The organism is Pseudomonas sp. LBUM1660 (assembly GCF_059695935.1).
This window is the reverse complement of record NZ_CP166796.1, coordinates 210937-230592: the sequence shown is the minus strand read 5'-3', so window position 1 is coordinate 230592 and position 19656 is coordinate 210937. Positions and strand designations below refer to the sequence as shown.

12 protein-coding genes and 7 pseudogenes are annotated in these 19656 nt (G+C 54.7%); 12 read left to right on the top strand and 7 right to left on the bottom strand.

Annotated elements, in window-relative coordinates; all coding sequences use genetic code 11:
• Position 1: 1 nt before the first annotated feature.
• The 5 genes and pseudogenes from ACA068_RS30750 to ACA068_RS30730 form a co-directional block, all read right to left on the bottom strand.
• Positions 2 to 750 (bottom strand): annotated as a pseudogene (locus ACA068_RS30750) (IS4 family transposase); the annotation flags it as partial.
• Between the two features lie 617 nt (positions 751 to 1367).
• Entirely contained in the window at positions 1368 to 2459 is a 1092-nt protein-coding gene (locus ACA068_RS30745) for a fimbrial protein (protein ID WP_497310723.1), read from the bottom strand.
• On the bottom strand, positions 2456 to 5044 hold the full coding sequence (locus ACA068_RS30740; protein ID WP_497310722.1) for a fimbria/pilus outer membrane usher protein: 2589 nt from the start codon (positions 5042 to 5044) through the stop codon (positions 2456 to 2458). The genes ACA068_RS30745 and ACA068_RS30740 overlap by 4 nt, the downstream gene beginning before the upstream one ends.
• A gap of 38 nt (positions 5045 to 5082) precedes the next feature.
• Positions 5083 to 5823: a fimbrial biogenesis chaperone gene (locus tag ACA068_RS30735; protein WP_497310721.1), complete on the bottom strand. Its 741-nt coding sequence runs from the start codon at positions 5821 to 5823 to the stop codon at positions 5083 to 5085.
• 64 nt (positions 5824 to 5887) lie between these two features.
• On the bottom strand, positions 5888 to 6433 hold the full coding sequence (locus ACA068_RS30730; RefSeq protein ID WP_497310720.1) for a fimbrial protein: 546 nt from the start codon (positions 6431 to 6433) through the stop codon (positions 5888 to 5890).
• A gap of 578 nt (positions 6434 to 7011) precedes the next feature.
• On the opposite strand from ACA068_RS30730, the gene ACA068_RS30725 reads away from it, so the two are divergent.
• The 6 genes and pseudogenes from ACA068_RS30725 to ACA068_RS30700 all read left to right on the top strand — a co-directional run bounded on the left by ACA068_RS30725 (position 7012) and on the right by ACA068_RS30700 (position 13789).
• Positions 7012 to 7989: an IS5 family transposase gene (locus ACA068_RS30725; protein ID WP_497310714.1), complete on the top strand. Its 978-nt coding sequence runs from the start codon at positions 7012 to 7014 to the stop codon at positions 7987 to 7989.
• A 284-nt stretch (positions 7990 to 8273) separates the two neighbouring features.
• A pseudogene (locus tag ACA068_RS30720) lies at positions 8274 to 8555 on the top strand (M10 family metallopeptidase C-terminal domain-containing protein); the annotation flags it as partial.
• Between the two features lie 134 nt (positions 8556 to 8689).
• On the top strand, positions 8690 to 9073 hold the full coding sequence (locus tag ACA068_RS30715) for an AprI/Inh family metalloprotease inhibitor (RefSeq protein ID WP_497310862.1): 384 nt from the start codon (positions 8690 to 8692) through the stop codon (positions 9071 to 9073).
• A gap of 215 nt (positions 9074 to 9288) precedes the next feature.
• The gene (locus tag ACA068_RS30710; protein WP_497310719.1) at positions 9289 to 11076 is read left to right on the top strand and encodes a type I secretion system permease/ATPase; all 1788 of its coding nucleotides are present in this window, start codon (positions 9289 to 9291) and stop codon (positions 11074 to 11076) included.
• Positions 11073 to 12422 carry an HlyD family type I secretion periplasmic adaptor subunit gene (locus ACA068_RS30705; protein WP_497310718.1) on the top strand — a complete coding sequence of 450 codons (1350 nt, stop codon included), beginning with the start codon at positions 11073 to 11075 and terminating at the stop codon, positions 12420 to 12422. Before ACA068_RS30710 ends, ACA068_RS30705 begins: the two co-directional genes overlap by 4 nt.
• A 2-nt stretch (positions 12423 to 12424) precedes the next feature.
• Complete coding sequence (locus tag ACA068_RS30700) at positions 12425 to 13789, top strand: TolC family outer membrane protein (protein ID WP_497310717.1); 1365 nt, start codon at positions 12425 to 12427, stop codon at positions 13787 to 13789.
• Between the two features lie 174 nt (positions 13790 to 13963).
• On the opposite strand, the pseudogene ACA068_RS30695 reads toward ACA068_RS30700, so the two are convergent.
• Positions 13964 to 14682: pseudogene (locus ACA068_RS30695) on the bottom strand (IS5 family transposase).
• 169 nt (positions 14683 to 14851) lie between these two features.
• Between ACA068_RS30695 and ACA068_RS30690 the strand changes: the two are divergent.
• The 3 pseudogenes from ACA068_RS30690 to ACA068_RS30680 all read left to right on the top strand — a co-directional run.
• A pseudogene (locus ACA068_RS30690) lies at positions 14852 to 15586 on the top strand (IS5 family transposase); the annotation flags it as partial.
• 317 nt (positions 15587 to 15903) lie between these two features.
• Positions 15904 to 16104, top strand: a pseudogene (locus tag ACA068_RS30685) (type II toxin-antitoxin system RelE/ParE family toxin); the annotation flags it as partial.
• Positions 16101 to 16382 (top strand): annotated as a pseudogene (locus ACA068_RS30680) (addiction module antidote protein); the annotation flags it as partial. The pseudogenes ACA068_RS30685 and ACA068_RS30680, both read left to right, overlap by 4 nt.
• A 248-nt stretch (positions 16383 to 16630) precedes the next feature.
• On the opposite strand, the pseudogene ACA068_RS30675 reads toward ACA068_RS30680, so the two are convergent.
• Positions 16631 to 16850 (bottom strand): annotated as a pseudogene (locus ACA068_RS30675) (hypothetical protein); the annotation flags it as partial.
• A 383-nt stretch (positions 16851 to 17233) separates the two neighbouring features.
• Here ACA068_RS30675 and ACA068_RS30670 point away from each other — a divergent pair.
• The 3 genes from ACA068_RS30670 to ACA068_RS30660 all read left to right on the top strand — a co-directional run bounded on the left by ACA068_RS30670 (position 17234) and on the right by ACA068_RS30660 (position 19129).
• Positions 17234 to 17614 (top strand): tlde1 domain-containing protein, encoded by a 381-nt coding sequence (locus tag ACA068_RS30670; RefSeq protein ID WP_497310716.1) that lies wholly within the window; start codon positions 17234 to 17236, stop codon positions 17612 to 17614.
• 181 nt (positions 17615 to 17795) lie between these two features.
• Positions 17796 to 18026 (top strand): hypothetical protein, encoded by a 231-nt coding sequence (locus ACA068_RS30665; protein ID WP_497310715.1) that lies wholly within the window; start codon positions 17796 to 17798, stop codon positions 18024 to 18026.
• A gap of 125 nt (positions 18027 to 18151) precedes the next feature.
• On the top strand, positions 18152 to 19129 hold the full coding sequence (locus ACA068_RS30660; protein ID WP_497310714.1) for an IS5 family transposase: 978 nt from the start codon (positions 18152 to 18154) through the stop codon (positions 19127 to 19129).
• Positions 19130 to 19656: the final 527 nt, after the last annotated feature.

The window sequence follows — 19656 nt, the reverse complement described above, 5'->3', positions numbered from 1 at the left end:
CCGTCCTGCGCCGTCGAGCGCCATATTGTTCGAATACGCCATCGACACCTCTTCGCTGCAACTCGCACAACAGGAAATAGGTAGCGTAGTAAGCGTCGCCCAACAAAATGTCGCCTGTTTTCAACGTGTCGAGCATTGATCTGAGCAGCGTCTGTTCATCGCCGCCCTTGTCTCTGAAACGCCCAAGGGCGGCATATAAAACGGCGCCGCTGGAGAGGCAAACAATGCCAACCACTCGACACAACGGAAAGCCAAGACCGACTTTCTGAGCGCGAGACTGCGGATAGGCACCCTGATTGGCCGCGGTGTCGGGCATGCTGACCGTCGTACCGTCCACAAGGCGTACAGGCCGTCCCATCTAGCGCCACGACGATGGTGCTTTATCACTGATCGAAGCGCCGGTGTGCCTGACCAACGTGGAAACCATTTCCACAGGCAGGCGTTTTCTGGCTTTACAGTAGGCGCCCGTACGAATGCTATTGGGCTTCATGCCGCCACAAGACCGTTTGATGGACAAGTCGCTGACGGCGTTCTGGCAGGAACGGTCGGCACTCATCGCTTGAGCCAGAAACATAGACAGCGTTTCAGTCGGCGGAAACAGACGCTCCCGATATTCTGGCAGTGCAGATTCGACAGGCTGGAACAGTTCGGGAGCAGTGAGAAGATTGAAAAAACTTAGACATCACAGTTCGAAGCGTGTCGATGAAAACGTTGCTTTTGATGCTGGAGAATTTGACGTCTACGATTCATTGGGGCTGTGTCCTTGGTTCGTCGGTGTGTGTTCGCAACTATCACCGTAGACCAAGACCAGCCCGTCTTCATTTTTTGCTTTTAGCTCAAGAGGTTAACTGCTAAGTAAGTGCCATTCATACCTGACGCCTCTATTGCCTTTTCCAAAGTCGCTCACCACCACGCCTTTTGAACGCAGCAGCACCGGGAGGTTTGAAGCCGGCTCCTGCAAGCGGACTTCGGGAGGCCTACTCCCGATCTTCGATCCAGCATCGCTGGCTTACGCCAGCGTTCGCGACACACGCAAGTATTGGGCTTTGATGATTTTGGCCATTTCACCCCACTGCACCGCCTCTATCCGCCTCCTGTTCGTCAGGCCCGCATTTGCTTCGGGCTTCCTTCAGGTTAGCAGTCACCCGCGACACTCTTGCTTCTGGCTAGCACTTCCCTTGCCGGGTGCTATTGTTGAGCGGCTTATGTCTACAGCACTTTTGAACCTTCCTTCGAGAAGGTTTTTTTTTGCGCCAGGCATGGTGCGTTTCGCGCAAGCGCAAGCAACTTGGCTGTGGTGGCCACGCTGGTGACTTGGGACTGCTGCGGATGCCCTGGGACGGTAGAATTTCTGCCTCAAAGGCTCCTTACTGATAGTTGATGGTAAACGTTGCCGAGGCATTGGCCGGACCGCCGACCAGACTACTGCCGGTTTGGATGTAACGTACCCTGAGTGGAATGGAGTAGCTCTGGCCATCAATGTCTTTAGTCGTGATGCGACTCGCGGCGTAGGTCGCCAGCGGCAACGGTGTGCTGTATTTATCGGCGACCTGCACGCCGATGCCCACGGCAGCGGTGGGCTGTCCTGCAATACTTGGGTTTATGCTCAAGATACCTAGGCTCGAATTTATGGCTGATTGGGTTCCATCCAAACGGAAAGACAACACGTTGGCGTTGGCGCTACGGCTCGTAACACTAGCATCAGACCACCACGCTGGGCCGCCGGAGGGGTAGAAACCGTAAAACGCAGGGCAATTATTTAAGGAGATGGAAAAATCTTGCCATGGCGTCGCACTGTTCACGCCGCTAAATTCACTCGTACGGTGCTCCCCCATTGTTACCATCACATCGGGGGTATCGCAGGTACGCGAAACAATATTAATACTGCCGGATAACCCAATTTGCTCTAACACCAGTTGGTTAGGAGATGTAACGCGAAGAGCCATCGTCGGCAGAGAAGCGCCCTGAATAACCCCCGGAGAAATCGGGCCAATCTTATATAAAGAGATATCCCAATCCCCAGGGGAAGAAATTAAAAGAATCGCCCCCGGGTTGCTTGCCAAAGTCGATGAACTAGGCATATGAGTACCGGCCCGCCAAAAACCTACGCCGATACCCGGCACTCCCGACTCATATATCTTTCCGGTTTGAGCCGGAGAGCCCGTATAGTTCGCCAATGGAAGCGGCGTTGATATAAGTGCCCTCTCTTCATATATAGTGTAAACACCAGGATCGCACTGATACTTGATCGAACTGCTAGGTTTAAAGGTTTGACGATAGATTTCACTACCTATCGGCACATCACGCCCCACGGTCAGGTTACTACTGAGCAGCGGCATGTTTCGTATAATTTGGCCACTGCCCGCTTGAAAGGTACAGTTATTAGCCGACGCTACACCGGCCAGCAACGATAAACCCAGCAGCGCTATACTATTTTTTACTATTCGAATCATGTTCATAACTTGGCTTCCGATACGCGACTCGTCGTAACAACGCGAGCGTCTGGTTGAGCGGTAGAGCACACAACATCCACCTGATGCAGTTGTTTGCCGTCACTCTTACTCGGTGGCAGTGGCAAACTGCATTGCTGATTGACCAAGCCCCCCCAACTGATCAACAGTCGGTGCGCATCATCCTTGACTCTAGCATAGAGCTGACCACCTTGCCCGACCACGCCTACAGACACCCCGCGATCGTCGGTCACGCTAGCCCCGAACGGCAGCGGGCTACCGTCGCCCAGGGTTACATTGAGCAGTACGGCCTGACCATTATTGGTGCCGTATTTAAGAGCGACCACAGCACCGGCACGAGGTGCGACTTGTTGACTGGTTTCAGTCAATTCAACATCCATTGAGCTGCCCAGGGGATCAATCGCCACTTCGTTAAGTTGATAAGGACGCAAATACGGCACGACGGCGTTACCCTGCCCATCAAGCTTCAGTCCCGGGAACCCAACCACTTTGGCGCCTTCAGCACCTGGCGCACTGATCACTGCCATGGTCTCGCCGCGATACGGAGAAAAGGTTACGCCTGCCGGGTGCGCCACGACTGAGCCACTGGCATTAAGCGAAAGACTCTCGTAACCATCCCCCTGACTGACGGTGGCGCCGACGGTGGCTTTAGGGCCGATGTACTGACCATTCACCGACGTGCTGTTGGCGCGAGATACACCATCATGCCCTGCCGTTACGCCATAGCTGTACTGACGATCCTCACCGCCTGTACCGCTTACACTCGCTTGTTCACTGTAGTTGCCATTGTTATCACGCAGCACTCGTGCGGACAGTTGAGGACGGTTGAGAGAAGAGCCAAACTCCAGCGGCATACTGACGGTAAACATGAGGGTGCTCTCCATGTCACCCAAACCAACGCGACTGCGGTTAGTGCTAACACCGTAACTGACCTGACCGACTTGCTTGTTGTAGCTGAACTGATATTGAACGTCAGTGCCGGGCAAATTCCAGTAATTCTGGGTGAAGCCACTGAGCGCAACTTGACCCCACCCACCCAAACTCTGGTTAGCGGTCAAGGAAAGACGACTGCGCGCGCGACCATACAGACTGGTGTCCAGGCCATTATGCTCAGCGTCAGCCAGCTGTACCGCGCTGTTGAAATCCAGAAAGCCTTCGGTGGAAAAGCGGGTCGCGGCCACCGCGAAGTTACTGCCGGTGCTGAGGATGTTCTTGCTGTAGGTCAGACGCAGACTTTGACCACTGATCGTGCCCCTTCGCAGATCGGTCTGGGCCTGCGTGATATCGGCCGCCATGGCGCCGATTGGCGTGCTAAATGCCAAACCTGCCAGCACTGCCTTGTAATCATCGCTTGCCTGGACACCACCGAAACCGGTGAAAATATTGTTCAGACCGCGTTGATAAGTGCCCTGCAATACTTTTGCTTGTTCGCTGACATAGTTATTACGGGTTTCACCAATCGTGGCGCTGTAGCGCGAAGTTCCAGGGCGCAGCAACTGCGCGGTGGAGGCATAAGGCACGATGAACGTTTGCTCGCTGCCATCCGCCTCGAAAACGGTCACCTGCAGGTCACCACCGTAACCGGTGGAGTACAGATCATCGATCACGAACGAGCCAGGCGCCACTGTCGTCTCATACAGAAGATTACCGGCCTGGCGCACCGTCACTCGGGCACTGGTTCGGGCAATGCCGCGAATGACCGGGGCATAGCCGCGCTGGGATTCGGGCAGCATTCGATCATCAGTGGCCATTTGTACGCCGCGATAAGCCAAAGTGTCGAAAATTTCACCACTGGTATTAGACTCGCCCACCAACAACTGGCTTTTGAGCGAAGTGATGTCGCGCTGGGCATAACTGTCCAACGACTGATAATTTTTACCGGCCATCTTGTCCCAGCTCAGAGAGCCGTTATGACGCAGGCGCCAGTCACCAATATTGAACCCTGCATTCAACCCCATATACGCCGAATCATAGGTATCGAAGCTTGTTTTATTATGGTTGGCATTGAGGTTGTAGCTCAAAGTTGCCGCCGTCACCCCACGGTCCCACAACTCAGGGCTTACATAGCCTCGAGCGTCACGACGAAGTGCAATTTGCGGAATACTGAGATCAAGCTGTTGGGACGATGGCGAAAAAGTGGCACTAGCCCCCTCGATCAACTGCGTCAAGTCCAGACAAGTTTTGCCACTTTCGAGACTAAGCGTGGCATCAACGCTTAGTTTATGAAGGTCAACACCGGCCAACTCCAACAGTGCCCGATTGATACACACTGTCGGATTACTGCCATCCGCCTCAGCATTAATGCGAATATCCTGACGACTGACCAACTGACCGTTGACTGCAATATCGGCTCGGTATTCCCCCGGCAACACCGGATTACCCTTCTCGTATTGGGTCAGATCAAGCTCTTTCGAACCCTGCGGGAGAAACGCCCCGTTGAACTGAACATCTTCTGCCCATGCCTGTCCGCCAAATACACCCGTTGCGACGGCAAACATTTTGAAAAATAAGATATTCTTCAGACTCAAAACTAAAGGAGATCGTTGATTCAACTTAAAGCTGGACATACTCATGACAGGATACTCAAGCGACTAACGACGGAGGCGTAACTTCAAGTGGGCAGAGTTTTTTTCGTTGGCATCAGCGCGCCGTAATCATTAATGGCGTTAAACTCGACCTGGGCGCCCGCAGCAGGCAGCGCCTTGAGCGAGGGCAGAGCAAATTCCTTGGTTTCGCCCGGAGCGACCATGCCGTCGACGCTGTTGTAGCGCTGACCTGCGGCGACCAGAGTCAGCTCCACTTGCGACACGTAGAAGGCGGTCGGGTTATGGGCCTGTAAGGCATAGCCCTGAGCGACCTTGATGACCTTCCATTGCACCTGATCAATTGCTTCGGTTGCGCTACTGGGCAACCCATCTGGACGGTAAAAAATCTTGATTCGCGAGCGAAATGCCATTTGCAACACATTTAGATCCACCGGACCTTCGGCTGCCGGGGGAATTTCCAATACGTTGAACCAGAACACCGACTCTTTGTCGGTTGGCAAGGGCGAACCGGTAAACATCAACCGCAAACTCTGACCCTTGCTCGGATCGATACGCGCGACCGGCGGCGAGATTACGAACGGCGCCTTGGAACTGGTCGGGCTAGACTCCACATCGCCACTGTCCACCCAAGACTGCACCAGGGCCGGACGCGTGCCGTTATTGTTCAATTTGACGGTGATTTCTTTCTGGCCTGCCGGGTAAATCAAGCGGGTACCGGTGATCACCACACCGGCCATGGCCTGGGAGCAGGCCAAGCTAACAAGCATCAACAACACGCCGCGACGAACCGCTTTAAAACTAGACATAAAACCCCTCACCGCGCACTGATGCGCGCCTGCCCTAGGGCAGGCGCGCATCAGTGAACATGACTTATTGGTAGTCGACGTTATAGGTCACGGAGCTGACCACGGTACCCGGAGTGGTGGCGCCGGTAGCCAGGTACTGCACGGCGTATGGCATGTCGGCGGCACCGGTACCATCAATAGTGTTACGAGTGGTGGCGGTCTTCTGCTGAGAGAAACCAGCCTGAATAGGGGCGCCGCCTTGAGCGTCAACCAGTTGCAGTTGAACGTTGGTAGCAGTACCGCTCATGTTTTTCAGGTTGCCGGTGACTGGATCAACAGTGGCGCCGCTGTTAAAGAATGCGGCAGCAGTGGTCGCAGCACCGACGCACTGGCTCAGTTTGATGTTGAAACCAGTACGACCTTCGGCTTGACCAGCAGCGGTCAACAGGCTGTTGGAGATAGTCGGCAAGGTTACGGTCGCCGGAGCAGGACTCACCACGCCGTTAACGGCGATGGTGCATGTTTGGTTAACCAACAGACCGTTAAAGTTAATAGTACCGTCAGCAGCATTGGCAAACTGAGAAACCGAAGCGGCAACCAGCACAGCAAGGGCAAGAACTTGGCGATTCATGTGCAACTCCAAAATTTTAGATTCAACAACCTGCCACAAAAACCTTGATGATTTGCCTGACACTGGATGTGTCATGAGTAAGAACAAATCCTCTGTTTGAGCGGCGAGACCATCATGCGCTGGAGCACACACCGCCAATGTAGGCTTGGTCCTTCCAAGCTGTAGGAAATTTCCCAACGAACGCATGTCACTTTTTAAACCCCGCATCAGGCGCGACAGGGAGCAGCCCGCACCCAATCAGAAAATGAAATCACACCCTCGCTATTTGCGAAGAAGCAAACACCCGGATTACAGGCCGAGGCAACTGATCGAGTGGGCGCCCTGGGAGTTCGGGCTGCCTGATGTGATCCGTACGATAATGCCGCGCCGCTCGCCACAACGGGCTTAACCCCCAGTTCAGAACGGAAGGTTTCAACGGACAGCCTCAGTGGCGAACCCGTAAGTCAATTCGGATCGCAAATGCCGCCCCGGCCCTTCAGAGATCCACCTGCATACCCAATTGCCTTAGGGAAACTCTGAAAAAGACTTCCAAATTTGGTGAAATACGCGCCTCACACGAACCCAACGGTTGAGCCCCGATGAAACAGATGTCCTTCGCCGATGCCGAGTATGCCGGCAAACGTAAGCAGACCCGCCGCGAGCGTTTCCTGATCGAGATGGATCAGGTCGTGCCCTGGAAGGGTTTGATTACCTTGATCGAGCCGCATTATCCAAAGGGTGAAGGCGGTCGTCCGGCGTATCCGTTGCTGTCCATGTTGCGGGTTCATCTGATGCAGAGCTGGTTCGGTTACAGCGATCCGGCGATGGAAGAAGCACTTTACGAGACCACGATTCTGCGCCAGTTTTCGGGGCTGCATCTGGATCGAATTCCCGATGAAACCACGATCCTCAATTTCCGCCATCTGTTGGAAAAACATGAGCTGGCCGGCGGGATTTTGCAGGTCATCAATGGCTATCTGGGCGATCGCGGCTTGCTGTTACGCCAGGGCACCATCCTCGATGCCACGATCATTCATGCGCCCAGTTCGACCAAGAACAAGGACGGCAAACGCGATCCCGAAATGCACCAGACCAAGAAAGAAAATCAATATTTCTTCGGAATGAAAGCGCATATCGGTGTCGATGCCGAGACGGGTTTGGTGCATAGCCTGGTGGGCACGGCGGCCAATGTGGCGGACATGACTCAAGTCGATCAGTTGCTCCATGGTGATGAAACGTACGTCTCTGGCGATGCCGGTTACACCGGTGTAGACAAGCGTCCCGAACATCAGGGTCGCCAGATGATCTGGTCGATTGCCGCCCGGCCAAGCAGCTATAAAAAGCACGCAAAAAAGAGTCTGATCGGGCGCATGCGATGCAAGATCGAATACGCGAAAGCGCAGGTGCGGGCCAAGGTTGAGCCCCCGTTTCGCGTGATCAAGCGCCAGTTTGGTTATACGAAAGTGCGCTTTCGTGGCTTGTCGAAAAATATCGCGCAGCAGACAACGTTGTTCGCTTTGTCGAACTTGTGGATGGTGCGAAAACGGTTGATGGGCATGGGCGAGGTGCGTCTGTAATGCGGGTTAATCGCCCTGAAACAGCGCGATTAGAGGAAAGAACCGTGAATTAAGGACAAGAAGGTCTGATTTTCGACCGGCTTATGATTTTTTGAGCATCAAGTAGTGAGGGCATCAAAAATCCGTGGGTACTTCAGACCTTCCCTAGAGGAGCACTCTTTCGTTGGCTCAGACCCGCACCGACGAATGAGGGGGTCATCATGCGCGCATGTAAGCTGAGTATCAGCCTGGGATTGGGTGCACCGGGGGCCATCAATGCTATGCCGATGTACCGGATGAATCGGGCGGATACCTCCGTATACGCTGCTAGTTCGGACTCGACGCCGGATGCGTCCGACCGGGTCATGGACTTTACTAGTGGCGAGGACAAAATCGACCTGACCGCCATCACCAAAGGCGCAGGCCTGCACTTCCGGGATGCTTTCACGGGGGGGGCGGCAGGCGACGCAGTACTGAGTAACTTGGGTGGCAACAGGACCTTGGCTGTAGATTTTTCCGGCCATGGCGTTGCTGACCTCCTCGTCAACATCGTTGGCCAGGCAGCGGTCTCGTATATCGCAGCGTAAAGGCGGAGCTCGCCCGCGCGGTTGAACGACGTGAAGGAAAACGGAGGGCCGTGAACATGCGTTGCTCTCTGTCCTTGTCTGCACTCCTGTGGTGGACAAGTTTTAATGGATTACAGCTCGGAGCGAAACATCCTATGACGCATAACGCCTTTACCTACAGGGCAATGGCTTGGATAATCGCCACGCCCATAATATTTTCTGGAGTAGTCATGGCAAGCGGCCTGAGATTAGCGGACCCATCGGAACTGGCCGGGCAATGGCAGATTTATCTGAAGGCGCAGCCGCAGAACATCTGTGCACTGACACTTGAGCAGAATCAAACATTGGTAGGCGATATTGAGTGCCTCGCCGGCTGGCTCAGTGAGATACCGATCGGTTGGTTCCCGGAACCCGACGGTATATCGCTGACGGGTAAAGAAGGTTCAAGAATCATTCATCTTGGCCGCCAGCAGGAAGGGCTTTACCGAAGTACCAAACAATCTGATCCACAGATTGTTCTGCAACGCGCTCAAGACTAAGAGCACAACGGTAAGCCGAATCGTTTCCAGCAATAGAAATATGGATTCATCCGAAGTTTTCTGTTACCAGGTAAATAACCTGAACTCTATCTCGTCATGAAATAGAGTTCGTTCGCCAGTCAGTTACATTATTCAAAGCACGCCCCGACCGGAGTTGGGGCCATTTATTGGAACCTTGTCGAACTACGCGCGGGCTATCAGCTCAGGGAAGATTAATGAGAATGACGAAGACCACTCCCACTGCACCGCTATTGAAGACGCTGGGCGACTATAAGAGCATTCTGATTAGCGTCGGTTGTTTCACCGCGTTAATTAACGTGCTGATGCTGGTCCCGTCGATTTATATGCTGCAAGTCTATGACCGCGTGCTGTCTTCGCAAAACGAAACGACCTTGGCCATGTTGTCGCTAATGGTGGTCGGTTTCTTTGCCTTCATCGGTTTGCTTGAGATCGTCCGTAGTTTCATCGTCATCCGCATCGGTAGCCAACTGGAACGACGTTTCAACCTGCGGGTTTATCAAGCCGCGTTCGAGCGCAACCTGTTCAAAGGTGAAGGCAACGCCGGGGAATCCCTCGGGGACCTGACCCACATTCGCCAATTCGTCACCGGCCCTGCGCTGTTCGCGTTCTTCGACGCACCGTGGTTTCCGGTGTACCTGTTCGTTATTTTCCTGTTCAACGTCTGGCTCGGCGTATTGGCCACAGCGGGCGCAGTGTTGCTGATCGGCCTGGCATGCCTCAACGAGGCGATGACCAAAAAGTCGTTGGGGGAGGCGGCGGGGTTTTCCCAGAAGTCCAACCAACTGGCCACCAGCCACTTGCACAATGCCGAAACCATTCAGGCGATGGGCATGCTCGGGGTGTTGCGCAAGCGTTGGTTCCAGGTGCACTCGCGGTTCCTCGGTCTGCAGAATCAGGCCAGCGACACCGGCGCCATCATCAGCTCCCTGAGCAAGACGTTGCGGCTGTGCCTGCAATCCCTGGTTCTGGGCCTGGGCGCCTTGCTGGTGATCAAGGGCGATATGACCGCCGGGATGATGATCGCCGGGTCTATTCTGATGGGCCGCGTCCTCAGTCCCATCGATCAATTGATCGCGGTCTGGAAACAATGGAGCGGCGCCAAGCTCGCTTACCGTCGTCTTGATGCGTTGCTGCAAGCCTTCCCCCCGAGTGACGAGGCGATGGCACTGCCGGCGCCGAAGGGGCTGATCACCTTTGAACAGGTCAGTGCCGGTCCGCCGGGGCAACGCGCGGCGACCTTGCACATGGTCAATTTCAGCCTGGGTGCCGGTGAAGTCATGGGCGTGCTCGGCGCCTCCGGCTCTGGCAAATCGACCCTGGCCCGGGTGCTGGTTGGCGTGTGGCCAACCCTCGGCGGCACCGTGCGGCTCGACGGCGCGGACATCCATCGCTGGAACCGCGACGACCTCGGCCCGTACATCGGTTACCTGCCCCAGGACATCGAATTGTTCAGCGGCAGCATCGCCGAAAACATCGCCCGCTTTCGCGAGGCGGATCCGCAAAAAGTCGTCGAAGCCGCGCAACAGGCGGGCGTCCATGAGCTGATCCTGCGCATGCCGCAGGGTTACGACACGGTGCTGGGCGAGGACGGCAGTGGCTTGTCCGGCGGTCAGAAGCAACGGGTGGCATTGGCCCGCGCGCTTTACGGCAAGCCAAGCCTGGTGGTGCTGGATGAACCGAACTCCAACCTCGACACCGTGGGCGAAGCGGCGTTGGCCGGCGCCATTGCGCAGATGAAAGCCCAGGGCACCAGCGTCATTCTGGTGACCCATCGTTCTTCGGCGCTGGCCCAGGCCGATAAATTACTGGTGCTCAACGAAGGGCGTTTGCAGGCGTTCGGCCCAAGCCAGGAAGTGCTCAAGGCGCTTGCCGGTAACCAGTCAGGCGCCCAGGAACAGCAACGTGAAAAAACGCCGCAAGCACCGGGCGGGCTCAGCATGAGTCGCCAGTATCAGCCCACGACAAGGAATTCGGGTGTATGAGCAGCGCTCGCATGAACACTGAAAACGAAGCGACGATGGAACACGATTACATCGCCGAACGCCCCGAGCGTGATGCGCGTTTCTTCGCCCGCATGGGCTGGATTCTAGCGATCGTCGGCGCCGGCAGTTTCTTTACCTGGGCCAGCCTTGCGCCGCTCGACCAAGGCATTCCGGTGCAAGGCACGGTCGTGGTTTCGGGCAAACGCAAAGCCGTGCAATCGATGAGCAGCGGCGTGGTCAGCCGGATTCTGGTGCGCGAGGGCCAAGTGGTGAAGCAGGGCCAGCCACTGTTCCAGCTCGACCAGACCCAGGTCGCGGCCGACGTGCAATCGCTGCAAGCGCAATACCGCATGGCCTGGGCCAGCCTGGCGCGTTGGCAGAGCGAACGGGACAACCTCAAACAGGTGAATTTTCCCGCTGAACTGAGCAACGATCCCGACCCGCGCCTGGCCCTGGTCCTCGAAGGCCAGCGGCAATTGTTCAGTAGCCGCCGCGAAGCGTTTTCCCGCGAGCAGGCGGGCTTGCGCGCCAGCATCGAAGGCGCCGGTGCGCAATTGGCCGGCATGCGCCGCGCGCGTACGGACCTGACGGCTCAGGCCAGCTCCCTGCAACAACAACTGAGTAATCTCCAGCCCCTGGCAGACAACGGCTACATTCCGCGCAACCGCTTAATGGAGTTCCAGCGGCAACTGTCGCAGGTGCAGCAACAATTGGCGGAAAACAGCGGTGAAAGCGGCCGGGTCGAACAGGGCATCCTCGAGTCGCGCCTGAAGCTGCAACAGCACATCGAGGAATACCAGAAAGAAGTCCGCACACAACTGGCCGACGCGCAACTCAAAAGCGTGACCCTGGAAGAGCAACTGACCTCCGCCGGGTTCGATCTGCAACACAGCGAAATCATCGCCACCGCCGACGGCATTGCGGTCAACCTTGGCGTTCACACTGAAGGGGCGGTGGTCCGCCAGGGCGAAACCTTGCTGGAGATCGTACCTCAAGGCACTCGCCTGGAAGTGGAAGGGCACCTGCCGATCAACCTGATCGACAAGGTCGGCACCCACTTGCCGGTGGACATTCTGTTCACGGCGTTCAACCAGAGCCGCACACCCCGGGTGCCGGGCGAAGTCAGCCTGATCTCGGCCGACCAGATGGTCGACGAGAAAACCGGCGCGCCGTACTACGTGCTGCGCAGTAGCGTCAGCGATCAGGCCATGGAAAAACTCAACGGTCTGGTGATCAAGCCCGGCATGCCGGCGGAAATGTTCGTGCGTACCGGTGAACGTTCACTCCTCAACTATCTGTTCAAACCGCTGCTCGACCGGGCAGGCTCCGCGTTGACCGAGGAATAAGGATGTTCGGCTGTATGAATAAGCTTTCCATGCTCGCAGCAACCCTGGCGTTGCTGACGTGCAACAGTGTGATGGCCATGGGGCCGTTCGATATCTACGAGCAAGCGTTGCGCAATGACCCGGTATTCCTTGGCGCGATCAAGGAACGCGATGCGGGCCTTGAAAACCGCATCATTGGCCGTGCTGGCTTGCTGCCAAAGCTCGGTTACAACTACAACAAGGGCCGCAATACATCCAAGGTCACCTACCTCAATGAGCGCGGGCAAAACCAGAGCGATGACCGTAATTACAGCAGTTACGGTTCGACCCTGACCCTGCAACAACCATTACTCGATTACGAAGCCTATGCGGCGTATCGCAAAGGCGTGGCGCAATCGCTGTTTGCCGACGAAGCCTTCCGCGGCAAGAGCCAGGAATTGCTGGTTCGGGTGCTGGAAAACTACACCCATGCGTTGTTCGCTCAGGATCAGATCGACATCGCGCTGGCGAAGAAGAAGGCCTTCGAGCAGCAGTTCCAGCAGAACGAGCAGATGTTCCGGCAAGGCGAGGGCACGCGCACCGATATTCTTGAGGCCGAGTCTCGTTACGAACTGGCGACCGCCGAGGAAATCGAGGCACGCAACGAGCAGGACGCGTCCTTGCGCGAACTGGGTGCGCTGATTGGCGTGCCAGCCGTCGACATCACGGACCTGGCGCCGCTGGACCAGAACTTCCAGACCTTCAGCCTATTGCCGGCCAACTACGACACCTGGCACGAGATGGCCGTGGCCAACAACCCGAACCTGGCCTCCCAGCGTCAGGCGGTGGAAGTCGCGCGGTATGAAGTCGAACGCAACCGCGCTGGACACCTGCCGAAAGTCAGTGCCTACGCTTCGGTGCGCCAGAACGAATCGGAAAGCGGCAACACTTACAACCAGCGTTACGACACCAACACCATCGGCATCGAAGTCAACGTGCCGCTGTATGCGGGCGGCGGGGTCTCGGCCTCGACTCGCCAGGCCAGCCGCACCATGGAGCAGGCCGAGTACGAACTGGACGGCAAGACCCGGGAAACATTGATCGAACTGCGTCGACAGTTCAGTGCCTGCCTGTCCGGTGTGAACAAACTGCGGGCTTATCAGAAGGCCCTGACGTCTGCCGAAGCGCTGGTGGTCTCGACCAAGCAAAGCATTTTGGGCGGTGAGCGCGTCACCCTTGATGCGCTAAACGCCGAACAACAACTATTTACCACCCGCCGGGATTTGGCCCAGGCAAGGTATGACTACCTGATGGCGTGGACCCGGTTGCACTACTACGCCGGAACGTTGAATGAACAAGATCTGGCCAGGGTCGATGAAGCCTTCCGTCCGCGCAAGACCATCCGATAAATGCCTCACTGGGCACCGCTCTTGAACCGGTAAAGTGGTCTGATGAATCTATGGTTCCCCATTTCGGCAATACAGATTAGAGGGAGAAGTGGCTGGCTTGCATAAATTTATCCGGTGTCTGTTTGCGGCATGCTCCGTGCCATGATGAGAGTCGCACCTAGGGGGTGTTCTCAATCAGGCCAGCCATATGACGACTGATACAAGACTCAGCATCGACTGGTAGTTTCTTGCCAGTCGCTCATATCTGGTTGCAATACGGCGGTACTGCTTCAGTTTCTGGAAACAACGCTCCACCAGATTACGTGCCTTGTAGGTATGTCGATCCAGCTTTCGGGGCGTCAGACGATTCCCTCTTGAGGGGATGACGGCTTCAGCCCCATTGCGCTGTATCAACTCCACGAAGGCATCTGAGTCATAACCTTTGTCTGCCAATACCGCATCGGGCGTAAAACCTTCGATCAGCGCTTCGGCTTGGCCATATTCAGAGCTTTGTCCGGGCGTCAGCAGCAGGCGTACCGGGTTCCCCAGGGCATCGACGGCCGCATGAATCTTGATGCTCAGTCCGCCTCTGGACTTGCCCATGGCTTCGGCGTCCTGCCATGTTTTTTTGCCGCACCATGCTGACGAACGCGCACTATGCTGCCATCCACCATCAGGTGTTCTAGGTCAGCGTCAGTCGCAAGCGATGCCATGATCTGTAACCAGACGCCTTTGCGTGACCAGCGGTTATAACGCACATAGACCCGATGCCAGTGACCGTAGGTTTCAGGTAGATCCCGCCAGGGCGCGCCAGTTCGGGCAATCCAGAGTACCGCCTCTACAAATAGACGGTTATCGCGGGCGGTCACGCCACGGTCGCTGGCTTTGCCCGGCAGCAGTTCCTTGATGCGCACCCATTGATCGTCACGCAACCTATAGCGGCTCACCAGTTACCCCCAAATAGCTCAAGGGTATCGAATGGCACTAATTAGCTCAAATGAGAACGCCCCCTAGGGAAACTCTGAAAACACTTCCAAATTTGGTGAAATACGCACCTCACACGAACCGAATGGTTGAGCCCCGATGAAACAGATGTCCTTCGCCGATGCCGAGTATGCCGGCAAACGTAAGCAGACCCGCCGCGAGCGTTTCCTGATCGAGATGGATCAGGTCGTGCCCTGGAAGGGTTTGACTACCTTGATCGAGCCGCATTATCCAAAGGGTGAAGGCGGTCGTCCGGCGTATCCGTTGCTGGCCATGTTGCGGGTTCATCTGATGCAGAACTGGTTCGGTTACAACGATCCGGCGATGGAAGAAGCACTTTACGAAACCACTATTCTGCGCCAGTTTTCAGGGCTGTATCTGGATCGGATTCCCGATGAAACCACGATCCTCAATTTCCGCCGTCTGTTGGAAAAACATGAGCTGGCCGGCGGGATTTTGCAGGTCATCAATGGCTATCCGGGCGATCGCGGCTTGCTGTTACGCCAGGGCACCATCCTCGATGCGACGATTATTCACGCGCCCAGTTCGACCAAAAACGAGGACGGCAAACGCGATCCGGAGATGCACCAAACGAAGAAAGGGAATCAATATTTTTTTGGGATGAAGGCACATATCGGTGCTGACGTTGAGGCGGGGCTGGTTCACCACGTTCACGGCACGGCGGCGAATGTAGCCGATGTCACCCAGGTTGTCGAACTGCTGCATGGCGAGGAAAACGCGGTCTATGCCGATGCGGGCTACACCGGTGTCGAAAATCGCGAAGAGCATGATAATCGCGAGGTGGTTTGGCAGATCGCAGCTCGGCGCAGCACCGATCGCCACTGTTTTCACAGTGCTACCAATAGCCGTCATTTGCTTTCCTTCGAGTAACGATTAATCAAGTTCTCTCGCCATGAATGACCTTACGGAAGTCTGCCCACTTTCGCGTCGAGCAATGTTTCAGCCCGTAGGCGTACCGAAAATCGGCGGGTACATTGTCCCCAGAGCTTCACACCGAGCTGTTACCGATCCCGCATGTCCAGGTAGGAAACGGTTGATGGAACAACCGGTTTCATCAGGAGAAAACTCTCCAGTAAAATAGAAATTCAAAAGGCCTCAGGTCGCACGGTTCCATTGCTCCCCCAACCCCGTTGGCTAACGGACTGTTGGGCGATGGTTCGCCTGTAGGGCAGGGCGTCAGTGAGCTACGGGTTCACTACGGCCCCGGCTACCGCGTATATTTCCAGCAGCGCGGCGATGAATTCGTGTTGTTGTGCGGCGGCGACAAAAGCAGCCAAAGCCATGATATCGAAACGGCTAAGAAACTCGTGAGTGAGTGGAGGCAAGAATGATAGAAGCAATTTACGACTACGACCCTGCAGCAGCCCTAGATGGGCCGGCAGCCATGGCCATCTTCATGGCGGATGCTTTTGAAACTGGTGACGCTGAATACATTGCCAAAGCGATGGGTGTTGTGGCCCGTGCGAAAGGCATGACAGAGCTTGCCCGCGAAACAGGCCTATCCCGTGAGCAGTTGTATCGCTCACTTAGCGACAAAAGAAATCCAACACTCAAAACCATGCTGGCCGTTATGCGAGCCCTCGGGATCGACATGACTGCCCGGCAGCACATATCCCCGCTGTACCCCCCTCCGACCACGCCGCCGATATCCCTCAGGTCAAGGGACGCGACCCCGGCTCGTCGTGGCAGCTTCACCGCCCCGCGCTCCCGAGCCCAACGCGGCAGTTGCGAGATGACAAGGGCAGCGCCCTTGGTGTTGATTTTCGCCTACGCGAAAATGCCGGCCTTGGGGCACCGTCCTAGTGTCCGAAAACGATCCTTTTCGGGATGCTTACAGAATTCGGAAAAAATCGTACACTAAGGTTGTCCGACCTGTCGTAGCAGCCTGAGTTTCCCGTCCTCCAGCTTACGGCTCTGCCGCCAGATGTAATTGCCTGATTGCCTGGCAAGTTGATGTGTCCCCTGCCCAGCGCTATTGCGACAGCTACCTGATTGAGGCCGTTGGCCTGGTAGTGCTGCCGTTCAAAATTTTAATCCCTGATTTCGCCAACCGGTTGAAGAACACTGCTCTGGCTAAGACTTGTGCATCACCGCCCGCTTGATATCGATTACTCGCTTGCGAAATTTCCTACAATAATTTGGCTTATTCCCTACGCAGGAAATTCGTGAGCGAGAGCTAAATATGGAGATCCATATTTTTGATCCATCCAAATTGCACACAGCTTGATGGGCTATTTAGTTAGAAGCGCATAGCTGCTTAGGCTTTCGCCGGGGAAACAATCAGTGCATTACCCCGAGGAAATTTGCAAACCGTTATGGAACACGCGTTGGTGGCGTACCGCGAAAACCCAGCCAATCGCCTTTCGACAGGTCAAAAATAGAAATCTCCTACAGACACCGTCAAGTATTCCCGACAATATCAAAAACCTTAAAGCTGTCTCCGGCAAGGCAGCTTGAATATTGAACATCAAGGATAGATATATGCCGGGGGAATATACGCAAAATACAGGCGAGCTGAAGCACGACGGTGCAACAATTGCACACGGCTACAGTGGCCATGCTTCATGGAAAAATAATCCATCAGTAGAGAGCACAGGAAATGTTGACCCTATACCTAAAGGACATTACCGAATAAATGGATATAACAACTATAAAGGGCCTTTTATCGTAATACTTGAACCGATTGTCGGTACGAATACGTTTGGAAGGTCTGCATTCAGTATATTTGGTGACAACCCTGCATCAGTTGGTAACTCATCCGAAGGGTGTATCATCATTAATGGGGTATCCATACGACAAAATATTGTGAATTCAAGCGATACTATCTTGGTAGTGCGATGAGAATTATATTATGTTTAGCGCTTTCCTCCGCCGCGATGCTGGCTGCTGACCGCCATATTACTTCAGTTAATCCATTTCCCCATTTAACGGCACAAGAATTATCCTTGCAGATTTATTCTAAGGGTGCAGATAAGGTTATCACCAGTATTCCAGATGCCGATGGGGGGAATGGAGCTACATCATGGAGCACATCGCCAGCGGATCCAAAGATTGGTTAGATATTGTTCCGCTGGTCACCACCACAGATGCTGAAGGCTGGAATGAGGATGCTAGTACCGCTCTGGCTAGAGCTATCCTTAAAAATGCACCTGGCGTTATTTCAGTGTTTGATGATGCTGTCGTGTCACGGAGTACCAGCGTTGTGTGTTCAATTCATCTCTATCAAACAAAAGAAACTGAGTTCAATCAGTAAGTCGTCGATGCCATTCGAGCTTTGCATAAAACTGCGGGCGGGAATAAATGCTTAGGGGAACTCTGAAAAAGACTTCCAAATTTGGTGAAATACGCGCCTCACACGAACCCAACGGTTGAGCCCCGATGAAACAGATGTCCTTCGCCGATGCCGAGTATGCCGGCAAACGTAAGCAGACCCGCCGCGAGCGTTTCCTGATCGAGATGGATCAGGTCGTGCCCTGGAAGGGTTTGATTACCTTGATCGAGCCGCATTATCCAAAGGGTGAAGGCGGTCGTCCGGCGTATCCGTTGCTGTCCATGTTGCGGGTTCATCTGATGCAGAGCTGGTTCGGTTACAGCGATCCGGCGATGGAAGAAGCACTTTACGAGACCACGATTCTGCGCCAGTTTTCGGGGCTGCATCTGGATCGAATTCCCGATGAAACCACGATCCTCAATTTCCGCCATCTGTTGGAAAAACATGAGCTGGCCGGCGGGATTTTGCAGGTCATCAATGGCTATCTGGGCGATCGCGGCTTGCTGTTACGCCAGGGCACCATCCTCGATGCCACGATCATTCATGCGCCCAGTTCGACCAAGAACAAGGACGGCAAACGCGATCCCGAAATGCACCAGACCAAGAAAGAAAATCAATATTTCTTCGGAATGAAAGCGCATATCGGTGTCGATGCCGAGACGGGTTTGGTGCATAGCCTGGTGGGCACGGCGGCCAATGTGGCGGACATGACTCAAGTCGATCAGTTGCTCCATGGTGATGAAACGTACGTCTCTGGCGATGCCGGTTACACCGGTGTAGACAAGCGTCCCGAACATCAGGGTCGCCAGATGATCTGGTCGATTGCCGCCCGGCCAAGCAGCTATAAAAAGCACGCAAAAAAGAGTCTGATCGGGCGCATGCGATGCAAGATCGAATACGCGAAAGCGCAGGTGCGGGCCAAGGTTGAGCCCCCGTTTCGCGTGATCAAGCGCCAGTTTGGTTATACGAAAGTGCGCTTTCGTGGCTTGTCGAAAAATATCGCGCAGCAGACAACGTTGTTCGCTTTGTCGAACTTGTGGATGGTGCGAAAACGGTTGATGGGCATGGGCGAGGTGCGTCTGTAATGCGGGTTAATCGCCCTGAAACAGCGCGATTAGAGGAAAGAACCGTGAATTAAGGACAAGAAGGTCTGATTTTCGACCGGCTTATGATTTTTTGAGCATCAAGTAGTGAGGGCATCAAAAATCCGTGGGTACTTCAGACCTTCCATAGTGTTATGTCACAGGAGAGCGAAACTCTTTAATATGCGCGAGACAAGTTTTATTACCGTTATACGAAAAACATACTTAAACGCCTACCGAAATAACCCATCATTTCATCAAGTGCGGGACTATTTCCTCTCGAGAGCCGAGCATCCACTCAATCCCTTGCAGTAAAACAATAAATCTGTCCGAGTTTTCATGAAAAGCACTTCCAATAGAGGCTCGTAATAAAATATCACAAAAAATAAATATTTTATGAGAGCAAAACATCGGTCTTTTATCAGACTTTAAATTGAACTCAATACGTTACAGAAAGATAATTGAATGAGTTTCAGTAATGACGTTAACGTCGTAGAACGAACTGTCTCGCAAAAAACAACTCTGCTTAT

Coding starts and splice junctions, on each gene's coding strand:
- ACA068_RS30740 (WP_497310722.1), bottom strand. CDS start 5,044: ATGAGTATGTCCAGCTTTAAGTTGAATCAACGATCTCCTTTAGTTTTG.
- ACA068_RS30715 (WP_497310862.1), top strand. CDS start 8,690: ATGACGCATAACGCCTTTACCTACAGGGCAATGGCTTGGATAATCGCC.
- ACA068_RS30660 (WP_497310714.1), top strand. CDS start 18,152: ATGAAACAGATGTCCTTCGCCGATGCCGAGTATGCCGGCAAACGTAAG.
- ACA068_RS30735 (WP_497310721.1), bottom strand. CDS start 5,823: ATGTCTAGTTTTAAAGCGGTTCGTCGCGGCGTGTTGTTGATGCTTGTT.
- ACA068_RS30710 (WP_497310719.1), top strand. CDS start 9,289: ATGAGAATGACGAAGACCACTCCCACTGCACCGCTATTGAAGACGCTG.
- ACA068_RS30745 (WP_497310723.1), bottom strand. CDS start 2,459: ATGAACATGATTCGAATAGTAAAAAATAGTATAGCGCTGCTGGGTTTA.
- ACA068_RS30705 (WP_497310718.1), top strand. CDS start 11,073: ATGAGCAGCGCTCGCATGAACACTGAAAACGAAGCGACGATGGAACAC.
- ACA068_RS30725 (WP_497310714.1), top strand. CDS start 7,012: ATGAAACAGATGTCCTTCGCCGATGCCGAGTATGCCGGCAAACGTAAG.
- ACA068_RS30700 (WP_497310717.1), top strand. CDS start 12,425: ATGTTCGGCTGTATGAATAAGCTTTCCATGCTCGCAGCAACCCTGGCG.
- ACA068_RS30665 (WP_497310715.1), top strand. CDS start 17,796: ATGGAGCACATCGCCAGCGGATCCAAAGATTGGTTAGATATTGTTCCG.
- ACA068_RS30730 (WP_497310720.1), bottom strand. CDS start 6,433: ATGAATCGCCAAGTTCTTGCCCTTGCTGTGCTGGTTGCCGCTTCGGTT.